Source organism: Pseudomonas sp. JAI111, assembly GCF_024809425.1.
Lineage (GTDB): Bacteria > Pseudomonadota > Gammaproteobacteria > Pseudomonadales > Pseudomonadaceae > Aquipseudomonas.
Genome location: NZ_JANUCB010000002.1, coordinates 320,864 through 334,457 on the forward strand (window position 1 = coordinate 320,864; position 13,594 = coordinate 334,457).

At 59.7% G+C, this 13,594-nt stretch carries 14 protein-coding genes and 1 pseudogene; 6 read left to right on the forward strand and 9 right to left on the reverse strand.

Annotation, left to right across the window (positions count from 1 at the left end; genetic code table 11):
- Window positions 1-5: 5 nt before the first annotated feature.
- From HNR03_RS09095 to HNR03_RS09125, 7 genes are all read right to left on the reverse strand, one after another.
- Window positions 6-860: an alpha/beta hydrolase gene (locus HNR03_RS09095; protein ID WP_259152821.1), complete on the reverse strand. Its 855-nt coding sequence runs from the start codon at window positions 858-860 to the stop codon at window positions 6-8.
- The gene (locus HNR03_RS09100) at window positions 857-1,663 is read right to left on the reverse strand and encodes an alpha/beta fold hydrolase (protein ID WP_090186881.1); all 807 of its coding nucleotides are present in this window, start codon (window positions 1,661-1,663) and stop codon (window positions 857-859) included. The genes HNR03_RS09095 and HNR03_RS09100 overlap by 4 nt, the downstream gene beginning before the upstream one ends.
- Window positions 1,664-1,785: 122 nt before the next feature.
- Window positions 1,786-2,229, reverse strand: coding sequence for a hotdog fold thioesterase (locus tag HNR03_RS09105; protein ID WP_090186884.1), 444 nt, complete (start codon window positions 2,227-2,229; stop codon window positions 1,786-1,788).
- Between the two features lie 33 nt (window positions 2,230-2,262).
- Window positions 2,263-3,930 carry an AMP-binding protein gene (locus HNR03_RS09110; protein WP_259152835.1) on the reverse strand — a complete coding sequence of 556 codons (1,668 nt, stop codon included), beginning with the start codon at window positions 3,928-3,930 and terminating at the stop codon, window positions 2,263-2,265.
- A gap of 180 nt (window positions 3,931-4,110) precedes the next feature.
- Window positions 4,111-4,566: a phosphohistidine phosphatase SixA gene (gene sixA / locus HNR03_RS09115; protein ID WP_259152842.1), complete on the reverse strand. Its 456-nt coding sequence runs from the start codon at window positions 4,564-4,566 to the stop codon at window positions 4,111-4,113.
- Window positions 4,563-4,910 carry a DUF4389 domain-containing protein gene (locus tag HNR03_RS09120; protein WP_222588029.1) on the reverse strand — a complete coding sequence of 116 codons (348 nt, stop codon included), beginning with the start codon at window positions 4,908-4,910 and terminating at the stop codon, window positions 4,563-4,565. Before HNR03_RS09120 ends, sixA begins: the two co-directional genes overlap by 4 nt.
- Before the next feature lie 31 nt (window positions 4,911-4,941).
- A complete protein-coding gene (locus HNR03_RS09125) occupies window positions 4,942-5,967 on the reverse strand; it encodes an NAD(P)H-dependent glycerol-3-phosphate dehydrogenase (protein WP_259152854.1) in 1,026 nt (341 codons plus the stop codon).
- A gap of 288 nt (window positions 5,968-6,255) precedes the next feature.
- Here HNR03_RS09125 and HNR03_RS09130 point away from each other — a divergent pair.
- The 6 genes and pseudogenes from HNR03_RS09130 to HNR03_RS09160 all read left to right on the forward strand — a co-directional run.
- Window positions 6,256-6,606 (forward strand): annotated as a pseudogene (locus HNR03_RS09130) (TonB-dependent receptor domain-containing protein); the annotation flags it as partial.
- Between the two features lie 48 nt (window positions 6,607-6,654).
- Complete coding sequence (locus HNR03_RS09135) at window positions 6,655-7,587, forward strand: ABC transporter substrate-binding protein (RefSeq protein ID WP_259152855.1); 933 nt, start codon at window positions 6,655-6,657, stop codon at window positions 7,585-7,587.
- On the forward strand, window positions 7,584-9,485 hold the full coding sequence (locus tag HNR03_RS09140) for an ATP-binding protein (RefSeq protein WP_222588032.1): 1,902 nt from the start codon (window positions 7,584-7,586) through the stop codon (window positions 9,483-9,485). The genes HNR03_RS09135 and HNR03_RS09140 overlap by 4 nt, the downstream gene beginning before the upstream one ends.
- Before the next feature lie 248 nt (window positions 9,486-9,733).
- Window positions 9,734-10,249: a 3-hydroxyacyl-[acyl-carrier-protein] dehydratase FabA gene (fabA, locus tag HNR03_RS09145; protein ID WP_008148022.1), complete on the forward strand. Its 516-nt coding sequence runs from the start codon at window positions 9,734-9,736 to the stop codon at window positions 10,247-10,249.
- An 11-nt stretch (window positions 10,250-10,260) separates the two neighbouring features.
- Window positions 10,261-11,481 (forward strand): beta-ketoacyl-ACP synthase I, encoded by a 1,221-nt coding sequence (gene fabB, locus HNR03_RS09150; protein ID WP_222588033.1) that lies wholly within the window; start codon window positions 10,261-10,263, stop codon window positions 11,479-11,481.
- Window positions 11,482-11,879: 398 nt separating this feature from the next.
- On the forward strand, window positions 11,880-12,068 hold the full coding sequence (locus tag HNR03_RS09160; protein ID WP_090186910.1) for a hypothetical protein: 189 nt from the start codon (window positions 11,880-11,882) through the stop codon (window positions 12,066-12,068).
- 76 nt (window positions 12,069-12,144) lie between these two features.
- Here the strand turns inward: HNR03_RS09160 and HNR03_RS09165 are convergent, their stop codons facing one another.
- Both HNR03_RS09165 and mazG read right to left on the reverse strand, forming a co-directional pair.
- On the reverse strand, window positions 12,145-12,687 hold the full coding sequence (locus HNR03_RS09165) for a DUF2058 domain-containing protein (RefSeq protein ID WP_208669451.1): 543 nt from the start codon (window positions 12,685-12,687) through the stop codon (window positions 12,145-12,147).
- A 28-nt stretch (window positions 12,688-12,715) separates the two neighbouring features.
- Window positions 12,716-13,549, reverse strand: coding sequence for a nucleoside triphosphate pyrophosphohydrolase (mazG, locus tag HNR03_RS09170; RefSeq protein ID WP_259152886.1), 834 nt, complete (start codon window positions 13,547-13,549; stop codon window positions 12,716-12,718).
- Window positions 13,550-13,594: the final 45 nt, after the last annotated feature.

Here is a 13,594-nt window from a genome sequence, read left to right on the forward strand (position 1 = left end):
GCAAGTCAAGGAACGGCGAAGAACCGATTGAAACAGTCTGCGACAAGGTCGGCGCCGGGTTCATCATTGAGGTGCAAATGATGGCCGCCAGGCAGCTGTTCACGGCTAAAGGGTAGACGCTCCAGCAATTCGGGATGTTTGGCGAGCATGCCGTCGGCTGCAACCACCAACAGCGCAGGACAACTGACCCGCTGGACGAAGGCCATTGCCTGTTCGGTTGTCAGACGCAGCGGCGATGGCAGCGTAAGGCGGTTGTCGGTGCGCCAGGTGTAACCGCCCGGCACGGGCATCAGTCCACGTTGGGCCAACAGTTCGGCAGCCTCGCGACTGACCGCCACCAGGCCTTTCATGCGTGCCTCGATGGCACGGTCCAGCGTGGTGTAGACCGGTTTGCGCTTCTCCTGGAGATCCAGTTGCGCCTGTAGGGCCATGCCCATGCGTTCGGCGGCATTTTCGCCTTTGTCTGTAGGAGGAATGACTCCGTCGATCAACGCCAGGTGCGTGACGCGCTCGGGCATTGAGCCGGCGATGATCAACGAAGCGATCGCCCCCATGGAATGCCCCATCAGGGCAAATCGCTTCAGTCCAAGCTGTTCGGCGACTTGCAGCACGTCATGGGCGTAGTCCCACATCGCGTAACTGGCACCAGGCGGTCGATGCCCGGAATGACCGTGGCCGGCCATGTCCAGCGCAATGATGCGCAGGCCTTTGAGCTTCGGCGCCAACCGGGCGAAGCTGTTGGCGTTGTCCAGCCAGCCGTGCAAGGCAATCACCGGCAAACCGTCTTCGGGGCCGAACAAGTGCGCCGCCAGTTCGATGTGCGGCAGGCTCAGGCGAACTTCTTCGACGACGTGATTCATGCGCAATCCTGTTGACGACGACCTTCCCAGCGGCTGAACAGGTTTTTCAGCAGCGTGGCGGTGTCCTGTGGACGTTCGAGGGGAAACATGTGACCACCGGGCATCGTCAGGGACTCACCCAGCGGCATGCGCCCAACCGAGCTTGCATGATGACGCATGACCACGCGGCTCTTGTGCCCGCGAACCACCGCCAGCGGCACTTTCAACTGCCGGGCACGGCCGGGACTGGTGTGCGGCACGCCGCGATAGATGCTGATTTCCGTGGCCGGGTCGAAGCGCAGACGCAGCTTGTCGCCGACCTTTTGCAAACCGTGTTGCAGGTAGGCGTCAAAGCACTCGGGATCAAAGCCACGGAACAGGGTTTTGCCGGCGAAATAGAGTCGCGCCGCTTCCAGGTCAGCGAACTCTTCCCGCCGCCCCAGCGTACGGCCAGCGGGCGTCAGGCGATCAATAAACCCGAAGCGCTTGGCGGCGCGAATCACCCATTGATCGGCGCGGGTCAGCACTGGCGAATCGAGCATCACCACACCGCGGTACAACTCTGGGCAACGCAGCGCTGCGTGCAGGTGCAACACGCCACCGAAGGAATGGCCGACGCCCCACACCGGTTCCGGTTGTTGCTTGAGGTGATGGATCAGTTCGTCCACCAGGTTGTGCCAGTTATCGTCCGCCGGGAAACGCGGGTCGTGGGCGTGCTGTTCCAGATGCGTCACCTGGTACTCGGGCGCCAGCGCCGCGAACAACTTGCCGTAGGTCCCCGAAGGAAAGCCATTGGCGTGGGCGAAAAAGATCTGTTGCGACATACCGGTCGATCCATCAACGAAAACAAAGGCTGATTGTCCGTAAGACCACGCCCTACGGCAATGACCATAACTGCCAGGAATGGTGGTAGGAGATATCGCGCAGATCTTTTAATTAATAAACATCAACGCGCCGGCGGATTCTCACCCAGCGGCACCACCGCCATCGTCAGCCGGGACACGCAACTGGCCTTGCCCTCATCGCTGGTCAGGCGAATATCCCAGACATGCGTCGTGCGCCCGATGTGAATCGCCTTGGCCACAGCGGTCACCCGCCCGCTGCGCAGTCCGCGCAAATGGTTGGCGTTGATTTCCAGGCCCACGCAATAGAACTTGCTCGCATCGATGCACAGGTAGCTGGCCATTGAACCGACCGATTCTGCCAGCACCACCGACGCGCCGCCGTGCAACAACCCGTAAGGCTGGTGAGTGCGGTGGTCGATGACCATGCTGGCGGTCAGGGACTCTTCGTCGAAGGCTTCGAAGCGAATATCCAGCACTTCGCCGATGGTGTTTTTCTGGATTGCGTTCAACTGCTCGATGTTGGGAGTAGTACGCCACAGACTCATCGTTGCTTTCCTTTATTGGATTTTGTTCGTGGCTCAATCCTGCCACAGCACCGCCTCGCTGCGCTCGCTCCATTCTTCGAAGCGCGCGCCATAAGCCGCCTCGATCACGTTGCGCTTGATCTTCAGCGTCGGCGTCAGAAAGCCGTTTTCCACCGCCCAGCTGTCCTTGACCACCACCAACCGGCGCAGGCGTTCGTGCTTGTCGAGCGCAGCGTTGACCTCCTCCAGCAGTTTTTCCAGGCTCGAATGCAGCCCGGCCCGCGCCGTTCCGCTGGCGTCCTGCTGGCCGACCGCCGACAGCACACACAACCCCAGAGGCGCACTCAAGCCATCGCCCACCACGCACACCTGTTCGATCCGCGAATGCACCGCCAGACGGTTTTCGATCGGCGCCGGGGCAACGTATTTGCCTTTGCTGGTCTTGAAGATTTCCTTCAGTCGCCCGGTCAGGCGCAGGTTGCCCTCGGCATCTTGCTCGCCTTTGTCGCCGGTGCGCAGGAAGCCATCCTCGGTGATGGTTTCAGCGGTTTTCCCGGGTTCCTTGAAATAGCCAAGCATGGTCGCGCCACTGCGCACCATGACCTCGCCTGATTCGGCGATCCGCACTTCGACCTCCGGGCAGGGTTTGCCGATCCAGCCGGGTTTGTTCTCGCCAGGGTGGCAGATATGGGAATACCCGCAGCTCTCGGTCATGCCGTAGACCTCCAGCACATCCAGCCCCAGCTTGCGGTACCACAGCAACAAGGTCTGCGGTACGGGCGCGGCGCCGGACAAGGCGATGCGCAACGCATCCAGCCCCAACCCCGCGAGCACTTTGTGCCCGACCCGCTTGCCAATGAAGGGCAGGCCGAGCAGGAAGTCGAGGCGTTTCGCCGGGATCTTGCTGTACACGCCCATCTGGAACTTGGTCCAGATGCGCGGCACACCGAACAGCGCGGTCGGGCGCGCGCGCTGCAAGTCTGCCAGGAAGGTGTCGAGGCTCTCGGCAAAGAACACGGTTTGGCCGGTGTAGATCGACGCCAGTTCGACGAACATGCGCTCCGCAACATGGCACAGCGGCAGATAGGACAACAAACGGTCCGATTCATTGAGGCCAAACAACTGGGTGCCATGCGTGGTGGCGAATCCCAGGTTGCCGAAACTGTGCATCACTCCCTTGGGCAGGCCGGTGGTGCCGGAGGTGTAGATGATGGTTGCCAACTGATCGGCCGCCGGTTTGGGGTCGTCCTGGATCGGCGAGCTTTTTTGCAGATCGTCCCAGCTGAAATCGAAGCGCCCGGGCGGGTGCAACGGCAGGCTGATGGTCGGCAGATCAGGGCTGACACCGCGGGACATACTCGGCCAGTCATCGAGCTTGCCGATGAACGCCAGCGCCGCTTCGGAGTGGTCGAGCACTTGCGCCACGGACTCGGCTGTGAGGTTGGGGTACAGCGGCACCGACACGTGGCCAGCCATCCAGATCGCCAGGTCAGCGATGATCCAGTGGGCGCAGTTTTTCGAGATCAGGGCGATGTGGCTGCCTTGGGGCAGTTCGCGGGCTCGCAGCCAGTGCGCAGCGCAGCGGGCCTGATGGCCGACGTCGGCCCAGGTCAGGGTCTCGACGTGTCCGCCGCCCGTGGGCTGGACCAGAAAACGCTGGCGGGGATGACGGGCTTCGCGCTCGTAGAAGACGTCCAGCGGCAAACGAACAGCAGCAGGCATGCGACTCGCTCCTTTTTTTGGTCTGGAGCAAGCGTAGTCAACCAAGCGGTTGCTTGGTTGACTATTTATTGCAAAAACAAGATTGAAAGATCGCAGCCTCGTTGCACTCGACAGCTCCTACACGGTTTTGTGTTCCTTGTAGGAGCTGTCGAGTGCAACGAGGCTGCGATCTTTTTGCCTTTAAGGGTGCTTGATGCCGTTGAGCTTCATCGATCCAATCAACAGTTCATTGCCCTCAAGCTCGGCCAGTCCGGCAGTACCGACCTTCTCCGGAGGATATCCAGCGCCATGTTGCAGATAGCTGAGCAAGTGACCCACCAGCGGATTGTGGCTGACCAAAAGAACGTTACTCACTGACACCAACTGCTCGGCCACCTTGTCCGGGTCGATTTCCGGGGTGAGCCACTCGACAGTGCGGATCTCCGGTTCGAAACCCAGTGCTTCTCGCACCAGTTGAGCGGTTTCCTGCGCTCTGCGATACGGGCTGGCATAGATCGCGGTAAGCGGTTTGCCAATTAGCTCGGCAGCGCTGCGCAGCACTTCTTCACGACCATTGTCCGTCAATGCCCGTTCCGAATCGTGGTTCTTGGAACCGTGTGGCTCGGCTTCACCATGACGCAATACCCAGAGTTTCATAGCTTGGGCTCCTCATCTCGGGCCGGATGTGGCGCAGGCGCCACGACGTGCGGCGCTTCACCTTCCGGAGTACGCGGCGTCGGCCAGTCGGCGAACGGCCAGGGCTTCTGGTCGCTGTGAAAGCTGCCGAAACGACCGATCTGCGCCAGGAACTGGCTCAGGCTGTCGCCGAAGTTCATCAGGCTGGCGCTCGGGGCGCCATAAATCAAACGATAGATCAGTTGCACCAGCACCACCGCGCCAAGGATGAACTGCGCCACTTGCCAGACCAGCAAGAAGACAATCATCCACAGCACGCGCAGCAAGATGGATTCGTAACCGGATTCTGTTTTCGGATCGTTCATAGCTATCTCCTGCTCCTTTTGGAATGCGTACTCAGTTGAAACCGCTGGTCGAAATAAAGTCGACGTCGGTTTTCGGTTCGCCGCGCATCAACAGCCCAATCACTTGATCAAGCGTGCGCCCTTCGAACAGGATCGCGTGCAATCCGGCGACCAGCGGCATATAGACGCCGACCTCCTGAGCCTTGGCCTTGAGCACTTTCAGTGTATTCACGCCTTCGGCCACTTCGCCCAGGCGGGTCACCGCCTCCTCAAGGCTCAAGCCCTGACCGAGGGCAAAACCGACCTGATAGTTACGGCTTTTGGGTGAGGAGCAAGTCACAATCAGGTCGCCGACACCGGCGAGCCCCAGGAACGTCATCGGGTTGGCGCCCTGATTGACCGCAAATCGGGTCATTTCCGCCAGTGCGCGGGTGATCAGCATGCTCTTGGTGTTTTCACCCATGCCCAGCGCCACCGCCATGCCGGCGATGATCGCGTACACATTCTTCAACGCCCCGCCCAACTCCACGCCAAAGCGGTCCGCACTGGCGTAGACACGAAAGGTGCGGCCGTGCAGCGCTTCCTGGACCCGTTGGCACAGTTCTTCGTCTTCGCTGGCCACCACCGTGGCGGTCAGCGCGTGTTCGGCGATTTCACGGGCCAGGTTCGGCCCGGACAACACGCCGATGCGCGCTTGCGGTGCGATTTCTTCGAGGATCTGGCTCATGAGCTTGAACGTGTGGGCTTCGATGCCTTTGGTCAGGCTCACCAGCAATTTGCCGCTCAACAGCTCGGCATGCGGGGCCAGCACCGAGCGCAGCGCGCTGGACGGCAGTGCGACAAAACACAAGTCGCAGGCTTGCAGGGTTGCCTGCAAGTCGGTCACCGGCTCCACGGCCGGCAGAATCTTGATGCCTTTGAGGTAACGCGGGTTCTCGCGATTGACCCGAATGGACTCGGCCTGTTCAGGGTCACGCATCCACTGCCGGACCTGATGCCCGTTCTCGGCCAGTAGATTGGCCACGGCGGTACCAAAACTTCCGCCTCCCAGGACCGCAATTGGGCGCTGTTCAGTCATATGTAATCCGTTAATCCATACCAGTGGCGATGTCGGCATTATACGGAGCGGCCCAGTGGCGGCCAGTCCCCGCATCAATTACCGGTATTTGTAGGAAGAAGACCAACAAACACGAGGAAAATGCCTTCATCGTGACTGGAAAAGTAGTAGCGCTCGGTTAACATGCGCGCCAACTAATCGCTATCAGGGATGTTTCGTGTCGTTAGGCACTCCTTCACCTCGCTCGCCGCTGGTCCTGGCACTGATTTTCAGCTCGCCAGCGCTGCCCGGTGACTTGTTCCTCGACAAGACCAGAGCACCCGGGAGTCGCGCTACGACCTCGAATTGCAGGACACTCTCAGCCTGTCCGACAGCCTGCGACTGGTCAGCGGCATGAACTATCGTTACGACCGGGCAGAATCCGAGACCTGCTTTAACGGCACGCTCGACGACACCACCTGGCGGACATTTGGCCAACTCGAGTGGCGGGCCACCGAACACTGGTTGCTGCAGGGCGGAGCAATGTTCGAAGACACGCAATTGACTGGCAGCTCGCTGACCCCACGGGTCGCCGTCAACTATTATCTGATCACCCCGCACCACGGCTTGGGCGCCGTGTATTCGCAAGCCGTCCGCTCGCCGGACATGTTCGAGAACAACTATGACAAGCGCCGGGTGCTCTACTTCAGCGCGGAGCTGACGTTTTAAATGCCGCGTCGCCTGTCACGGAAGTCGCCAAGCCTTGGCCGTCTGCTGGCAGGGTTGTGCCTGCTCCTGGCTGGCCTGCTTGGCTGCCTGCCAACACAGGCTGCCGACATTCTGCTAACCGGCGCCGAAGACAGCCCCGGCGTGCAATCTTTCGCCCACGCACTGAGTGAACTGCGCCCTGCCGACACCGTGCGTTTCCAGACCTTGGCGAGTCTTCCGGTCCCCGGCAAGCTGCCAGTCAGCACCCGGCTGATCCTGCTCGATCTGCCGAGTCTCGACTGGCGCCTGCAAGACGCCCAAGGCCCGGCGACGCTGGTCCTGCGCATCAGCCGCTTGCAGGCCCACCAACGCTTCGGCACTCACCTGCCGCCGCACTTGAGTCTGCTCTGGAGTGATCCGCCACTGGATCGTCAATTGCGCCTGATCCGGCTCATCCTGCCCCAGGCCCATCGGGTCGGCGTGCTGTACGACAGTCACAGTGAATTCCTTTTGCAAGAACTGCATCTGGCCGCTCAGACTTTGGGACTTGAACTGGTCACCGAGCGCTGGGATAACACCAGCGACAGTCGCCCCTTGCAGGCCCTGTTGAAAAGCAGCGACGTGCTGCTGGGGCTCGACGATCCCAATGTGTACAACCCCAAAACCGCGAAAAACCTACTGCTGAGCAGCTATACGCGGCAACTGGCGCTGATCGGCCCCAACGCCGCATTCGTCAAGGCCGGCAGCCTGGCCAGCACCTACAGCGATCAACATGACTGGCTGGCGGTGCTCAACGAATTGCTCGACCGTTCACCCAGCAGTTGGCCACGCATGCTCTATCCGCAACACTTCAAAGTTTTAAGCAACCCGCAGGTGGCTCGTTCATTAGGTATTGAGCCGATGAATGAAGCGTCTGTCGCCACCCAGTTGGCTGAAGGAGAAAACCGTCCATGACCTTCCGACGCCGTTGGGACATCAACACCCGCACGCAGATGATCAGCCTCGGCCCTGCCCTGTTGCTGACGCTGCTGCTGATCAGCTTCTTCACCTTCGTGCGCCTTCAGGACCTGCGTCAGGAACTCAATCACACCGGTCAGATGATCGCCAACCAGCTGGCACCGGCCACGGAATACGGGGTGATTTCAGGCAACAACGACGTCCTCGAAAGCTTGCTCAAGGCGACGCTGGCCACGCCCAACGTGCGCTTTCTGGAAGTCCAGGACAGCGCCAACCGGATTCTGGTGTATGTCGAGCAACCGTCGGAAACCCACACGCGTTCACACCAGGTCGAAGTGTTCCAGGCACCGGTACGGTTGCAACGGATCGCCCTGAACACTGATTTTTTCCAGGGCAACAAAGCGGCCAACACCGCGCCGCCCGAGGACTATCTGGGCCGGGTGATTGTCGGCTTGTCCAATGATGCGTTCAGCCAGCGCCAGCAGGAAATCCTGTTCAAGGCCGGGATCCTCGCCTTGTTCGCCCTGCTGTTTACCTTTCTGGTGGCCCGACGCCTGGCCGGCAGCTTGTCGCAGCCGATTCGCGACATTGGCCACGCCGTGAAAGCGATTCAGCAGGGCGACTACAAGAAGCCCCTACCGATAGTCGACGACACCGAACTGGGCGCGCTGTCGCAACACATCAATAATCTTGCCCACGGCCTCGAACAAGCCAGCCGCGAACAGCATCAGGCCATGGCACAGTTGATCAAGACGCGTGAAGAAGCGGAAAAAGCCAACAACGCCAAGTCTGACTTCCTGGCGATGATGAGCCACGAACTGCGCACTCCGATGAACGGCGTGCTCGGAATGCTGCAACTGCTGGAAACCACCGACATGACCGAGGAGCAGGTGGAATATGCGGCGCTGGCTTCGGAGTCCACCGAACACTTGCTCAAAGTGATCAATGACATTCTCGACTTCTCGCGCATCGAGCGCTCGGAACTGGAGCTGGAACACATCCCGTTCAACCTCGCGGACCTGATCAGCAGCTGCGCTCAGTCCTTTTCGCATGGCGCGGCGCAACGCGGGCTCGACCTGGCGTTGACGATTCCCGAGGACATGCGCGCGTTGCAGGTCCAGGGCGATCCCACACGAATCAGGCAGATTCTGGTCAACCTGGTGGGCAATGCGCTGAAATTCACCGAGCACGGCCGAGTCAGCATCGAGCCGCAGTGGCAGTCGCTGGACCATGAATTGCTGTGGTTTACCTGCACCGTGCGCGACAGCGGGATCGGCATCTCGGCCGAAAGCCTGGAATTGATGTTCAACGCGTTCCAGCAGGCCGACAGCTCTATTTCAAGGCGTTACGGCGGCACCGGGCTGGGCCTGCCGATTGCCCGCACCCTGGCCGAACGCATGGGCGGCACCTTGCGTGCGCAGAGCCAGGAAGGCGTGGGGTCGGTGTTTACCCTGGAAATTCCGCTGGCGCTTTATAAGCAGTCGTTGCCGGAGCGGTTGCCGCGCGCCCTGACCGGAGACAGCCATGGCGAAGGGCGCAATGTGCTGCTGGTGGAAGACAACCCGGTCAACCAGACCGTCATTGAAGCAATGTTGCGCAGCCTGGGCTTTACTGTCAGCGTCGCCACCGATGGCGCGCAAGCGGTGCTCAGTGCCGAAAGCCTGATTTTCGAAGCGATTCTGATGGACTGCCGGCTGCCGATCATTGATGGCTATGAAGCCACTCGCCAGATTCGCCAGTTGCCGGGCTGCGTGGACCTGCCGATCATCGCCCTGACCGCCAACGCCTTGCAGGGCGACCGGGAAGCATGTTTATCGGCAGGAATGAACGATTACCTGGCCAAGCCGTTCAAACGCACGGATCTGCAGCAAATTCTGCAGCGCTGGGTGCAGTAGTGCAGGCCTTTCGACCATCTGCGACTGGCGTGAAAGTCGAAAGTGCGGCAGTCTTAGGCACCCGAACAAGCCCGAAAAGGGGCTTGAATAATAATTTCAGTGCACAAGTGTACATTCATGTCCTTGGTGCTGTGACTTTCACCACAACGCAATAGTCTATGAGTAGGCTGCTGACTCGAGGCATGAACGCCTCGATCGGCCGGGAAGATTTGCCCCACCCTGCCGCATGGGACTATTGAGGAGCTCGCATGACCCAACAAAACGCCTTTACTCGGGAAGACCTGCTGCGCTGCAGTCGCGGTGAGCTGTTCGGCCCAGGTAACGCACAACTGCCCGCCCCGAACATGCTGATGGTGGATCGCATCACCCATATCAGTGCCGAGGGTGGCAAGTACGGCAAAGGTGAATTGGTCGCCGAGCTGGATATCACTCCGGACCTGTGGTTTTTCGCCTGCCACTTCGAAGGTGATCCGGTAATGCCAGGCTGCCTGGGCCTCGACGCCATGTGGCAACTGGTCGGCTTCTTCCTCGGCTGGCAGGGTCTGCCGGGCCGTGGTCGTGCGCTGGGTTCGGGCGAAGTGAAATTCTTCGGCCAGGTCCTGCCGACCGCCAAGAAAGTCACCTATAACATTCAGATCAAGCGCGTGCTCAAGGGCAAGCTGAACCTGGCCATCGCCGATGGTTCGGTCAGTGTCGACGGCCGCGAGATCTACACCGCCGAAGGCCTTCGGGTCGGCGTTTTCACCTCCACTGACAACTTCTAAGGGTTATCCGCATGCGCCGCGTCGTTATCACTGGTCTGGGCATCGTTTCGTGCCTGGGCAATGACAAAGAGACCGTCTCCGCTAACCTGCGTGCAAGCCGCCCTGGCATCCGGTTCAACCCGGAATATGCTGAAATGGGTCTGCGTAGCCAGGTTTCCGGCTCCATCGACCTTCCACTCGAAGAGCTGATCGATCGCAAGATCTATCGCTTCGTCGGCCACGCGGCGGCTTACGCCTACCTGGCCATGAAAGACGCTATCGCCGACTCCGGTCTGACCGAAGAGCAAGTCTCCAACCCGCGTACCGGCCTGATCGCCGGTTCCGGTGGTGCCTCCACGCTGAACCAGATGGAAGCGCTGGACATCCTGCGCGAGAAAGGCGTGAAGCGCGTTGGCCCATACCGCGTCACGCGGACCATGAGCAGCACTGTTTCCGCTTGCCTGGCCACCCCGTTCAAGATCAAGGGCCTGAACTACTCCATCGCTTCTGCCTGCGCCACCAGTGCTCACTGCATCGGTACCGCCATGGAACAGATCCAGATGGGCAAGCAGGACATCGTGTTCGCTGGCGGCGGTGAAGAAGAACATTGGAGCCAGTCGTTCCTGTTCGACGCCATGGGCGCACTGTCCAGCCAGTACAACGAAACCCCGGAAAAAGCTTCCCGTGCCTACGACGCCAAGCGTGACGGTTTCGTCATCGCCGGCGGTGGCGGCATGGTCGTGGTCGAGGAGCTGGAACACGCTCTGGCTCGCGGCGCGAAGATCTACGCGGAAATCGTTGGCTACGGCGCGACCTCCGACGGCTACGACATGGTCGCTCCAAGCGGCGAAGGCGCCATCCGCTGCATGCAGATGGCCATGTCCACCGTCGATGCTCCGATCGACTACCTGAACACCCACGGCACCTCGACTCCGGTCGGCGACGTCATGGAAATGAAAGGTGTGCGTGAAGTGTTCGGCGACAAGGCTCCGGCCATCAGCTCCACCAAGAGCCTGTCGGGTCACTCCCTGGGCGCCGCCGGCGTTCACGAAGCGATCTACTGCATGCTGATGATGGAAGGCAACTTCATGGCGGGTTCCGCCAACATCGACGAACTGGACCCGGAAGTGGCAGACATGCCGATCCTGACCAAGACGCGCGAAGACGCCACTATCAACACCGTGATGAGCAACAGCTTCGGCTTCGGTGGCACCAATGCCACGCTGGTACTGAAGCGCTGGACCGGCAAGTAATACTCCGCCGTCTCGCAGCACAAAAAACGCCCCGACTGGTTCGGGGCGTTTTTTTTTCGCAAGGAAAACACAAAAACCTGTGGGAGCGAGCTTGCTCGCGATGAGGGAGTGTCAGTCGACATCATTGTTGCCTGATACACCGCCATCGCGAGCAAGCTCGCTCCCACAGGGGATTTTGGTCGCCTTCGAGCCGGGTTTTCTTCAATGAAAACATGAAGCTTTTGTCAGGAAACTCAACGCCCTGCGACCGAATGCCGCGGGCTTGAAGGGCTGCAGGACTTTTGCAGAATTGGCAATTGTCCATTACAAAATCCGGTTATTTACTTAGCAGGCTAACAAAACTTATAACGGAGTCCTGCACATGCCTTGCTGCAGATAACAGAGATTGGAGCTAGCAGATGACTGTAAAAGTAACTGAACGCGACGATTCACATAAATCCCATGAAGGCGTAGCCGCCGGTATCCGCATCTGGGACGTACATCAACAAGACATGCTGGTGGGGATGTTCCACTCCGAGACCGATGCCCACAGCTACAAGGCCGAACTGGAAAAACTGGAGCAACAACGAGAGCTCCGATCCGCATAAGCAATGACAGCATTGAAAACGACAAACCCCGCCATGAGCGGGGTTTGTCTTTATTGCGATTGCGGTCTCTACAGCCTTACCACATCAGATCATCAGGAATCTGATAGGCCGCGTACGGATCGTCCTCGGCGATGACGTCTTCGGTCTTCACGTTCATCTGCACGATACGCTGCGGATCGCGCTCCTGAATCTTCAGAGCGGCTTCACGCGGGATCACTTCATAGCCGCCGGCATGGTGCACGATCGCCAGCGAACCGTTGCTGAGCTTGTTGCGCATCAGGGTGTTGACGCAGATGCGCTTGACCTTCTTGTCATCGACGAAGTTGTAGTAGTCCTCGGTGGTCAGCTTCGGCAGGCGCGAGACTTCGATCAATTGCTTGACCTGGGCCGCACGGGCCTTCGCCTCGGCTTTCTCCTGTTGCTGACGGTTCAGCTCCTGGTCACGCTTGACCTTCTCGGCCATCGCTTCCTGGGCCGCACGCTGCTGCGAGTCATCGAGTTCGATCTGACCTTTATGGGCCAGGCGCTGCTGCTTCTGCTTCTCTTTGCCGACCTGTTTCGCCTGCTTCTGGTTGACCAGCCCTGCTTTGAGCAACTGGTCGCGAAGGGAAATGCTCATGGTGCTTATTTCTCACTTAGGCCACTGCTCAACCGCAGCTGGACACATTCTTTTCCTGACGTTTGGCTTCGCCCCACAAGGCGTCCAACTCTTCGAGGGTGCAATCTTCCATGGGACGATGGGTGTCGCGCAATGCCTGTTCGATAAAACGGAAGCGTCTTTCGAACTTGCTGTTGGCGCCACGCAATGCAGTTTCCGGATCGACCTTCAGATGACGCGCCAAATTGACCACGGAAAACAACAAGTCGCCGACTTCATCGGCAATCGCTACCGGATCGTTATCGGCCATGGCTTCGAGTATTTCATCGAGCTCTTCGCGCACCTTGTCCAGCACCGGCAAGGCGTGCGGCCAGTCGAAACCGACCTGCCCTGCGCGCTTTTGCAATTTGGCCGAACGAGACAACGCCGGCAACGCGGCGGGTACGTCGTCGAGCAATGACAGCTGCTGCGGCGTGACAGATTTCTCGGCGCGCTCCTCAGCCTTGATCTCTTCCCAGCGCTGCTTGACCTGTTCTTCACTCAGGCGCGGGACATCCAGTGGCGCGTACAGATCGCCGGTCGGAAACACGTGCGGATGACGACGGATCAGCTTGCGCGTAATGCTGTCGATCACCCCGGCGAATTCGAAGCGCCCTTCTTCCCGGGCCAGCTGGCTGTAATAAACCACCTGGAACAGCAAATCACCAAGCTCACCCTGCAAGTGATCGAAGTCACCGCGCTCGATGGCATCGGCGACCTCGTAGGCCTCCTCAAGGGTATGCGGGACGATGGTGGCGTAGGTTTGCTTGATGTCCCACGGGCAACCGAATTGCGGGTCGCGCAGACGGTTCATCAAGTGCAATAAGTCTTCGAGTGAATACATCAATCAGTCTCTACAAAAAACCTGTGGGAGCTGGCCTGCCAGCGA

Excerpts from the sequence above, each read along its gene's own strand:
- HNR03_RS09100 (WP_090186881.1), bottom strand. The coding sequence starts at position 1,663 with ATGTCGCAACAGATCTTTTTCGCCCACGCCAATGGCTTTCCTTCGGGG.
- HNR03_RS09105 (WP_090186884.1), bottom strand. The coding sequence starts at position 2,229 with ATGAGTCTGTGGCGTACTACTCCCAACATCGAGCAGTTGAACGCAATC.
- HNR03_RS09095 (WP_259152821.1), bottom strand. The coding sequence starts at position 860 with ATGAATCACGTCGTCGAAGAAGTTCGCCTGAGCCTGCCGCACATCGAA.
- HNR03_RS09135 (WP_259152855.1), top strand. The coding sequence starts at position 6,655 with ATGCCGCGTCGCCTGTCACGGAAGTCGCCAAGCCTTGGCCGTCTGCTG.
- HNR03_RS09160 (WP_090186910.1), top strand. The coding sequence starts at position 11,880 with ATGACTGTAAAAGTAACTGAACGCGACGATTCACATAAATCCCATGAA.
- HNR03_RS09125 (WP_259152854.1), bottom strand. The coding sequence starts at position 5,967 with ATGACTGAACAGCGCCCAATTGCGGTCCTGGGAGGCGGAAGTTTTGGT.
- HNR03_RS09120 (WP_222588029.1), bottom strand. The coding sequence starts at position 4,910 with ATGAACGATCCGAAAACAGAATCCGGTTACGAATCCATCTTGCTGCGC.
- HNR03_RS09140 (WP_222588032.1), top strand. The coding sequence starts at position 7,584 with ATGACCTTCCGACGCCGTTGGGACATCAACACCCGCACGCAGATGATC.
- fabA (WP_008148022.1), top strand. The coding sequence starts at position 9,734 with ATGACCCAACAAAACGCCTTTACTCGGGAAGACCTGCTGCGCTGCAGT.
- HNR03_RS09110 (WP_259152835.1), bottom strand. The coding sequence starts at position 3,930 with ATGCCTGCTGCTGTTCGTTTGCCGCTGGACGTCTTCTACGAGCGCGAA.
- sixA (WP_259152842.1), bottom strand. The coding sequence starts at position 4,566 with ATGAAACTCTGGGTATTGCGTCATGGTGAAGCCGAGCCACACGGTTCC.
- HNR03_RS09165 (WP_208669451.1), bottom strand. The coding sequence starts at position 12,687 with ATGAGCATTTCCCTTCGCGACCAGTTGCTCAAAGCAGGGCTGGTCAAC.
- mazG (WP_259152886.1), bottom strand. The coding sequence starts at position 13,549 with ATGTATTCACTCGAAGACTTATTGCACTTGATGAACCGTCTGCGCGAC.
- fabB (WP_222588033.1), top strand. The coding sequence starts at position 10,261 with ATGCGCCGCGTCGTTATCACTGGTCTGGGCATCGTTTCGTGCCTGGGC.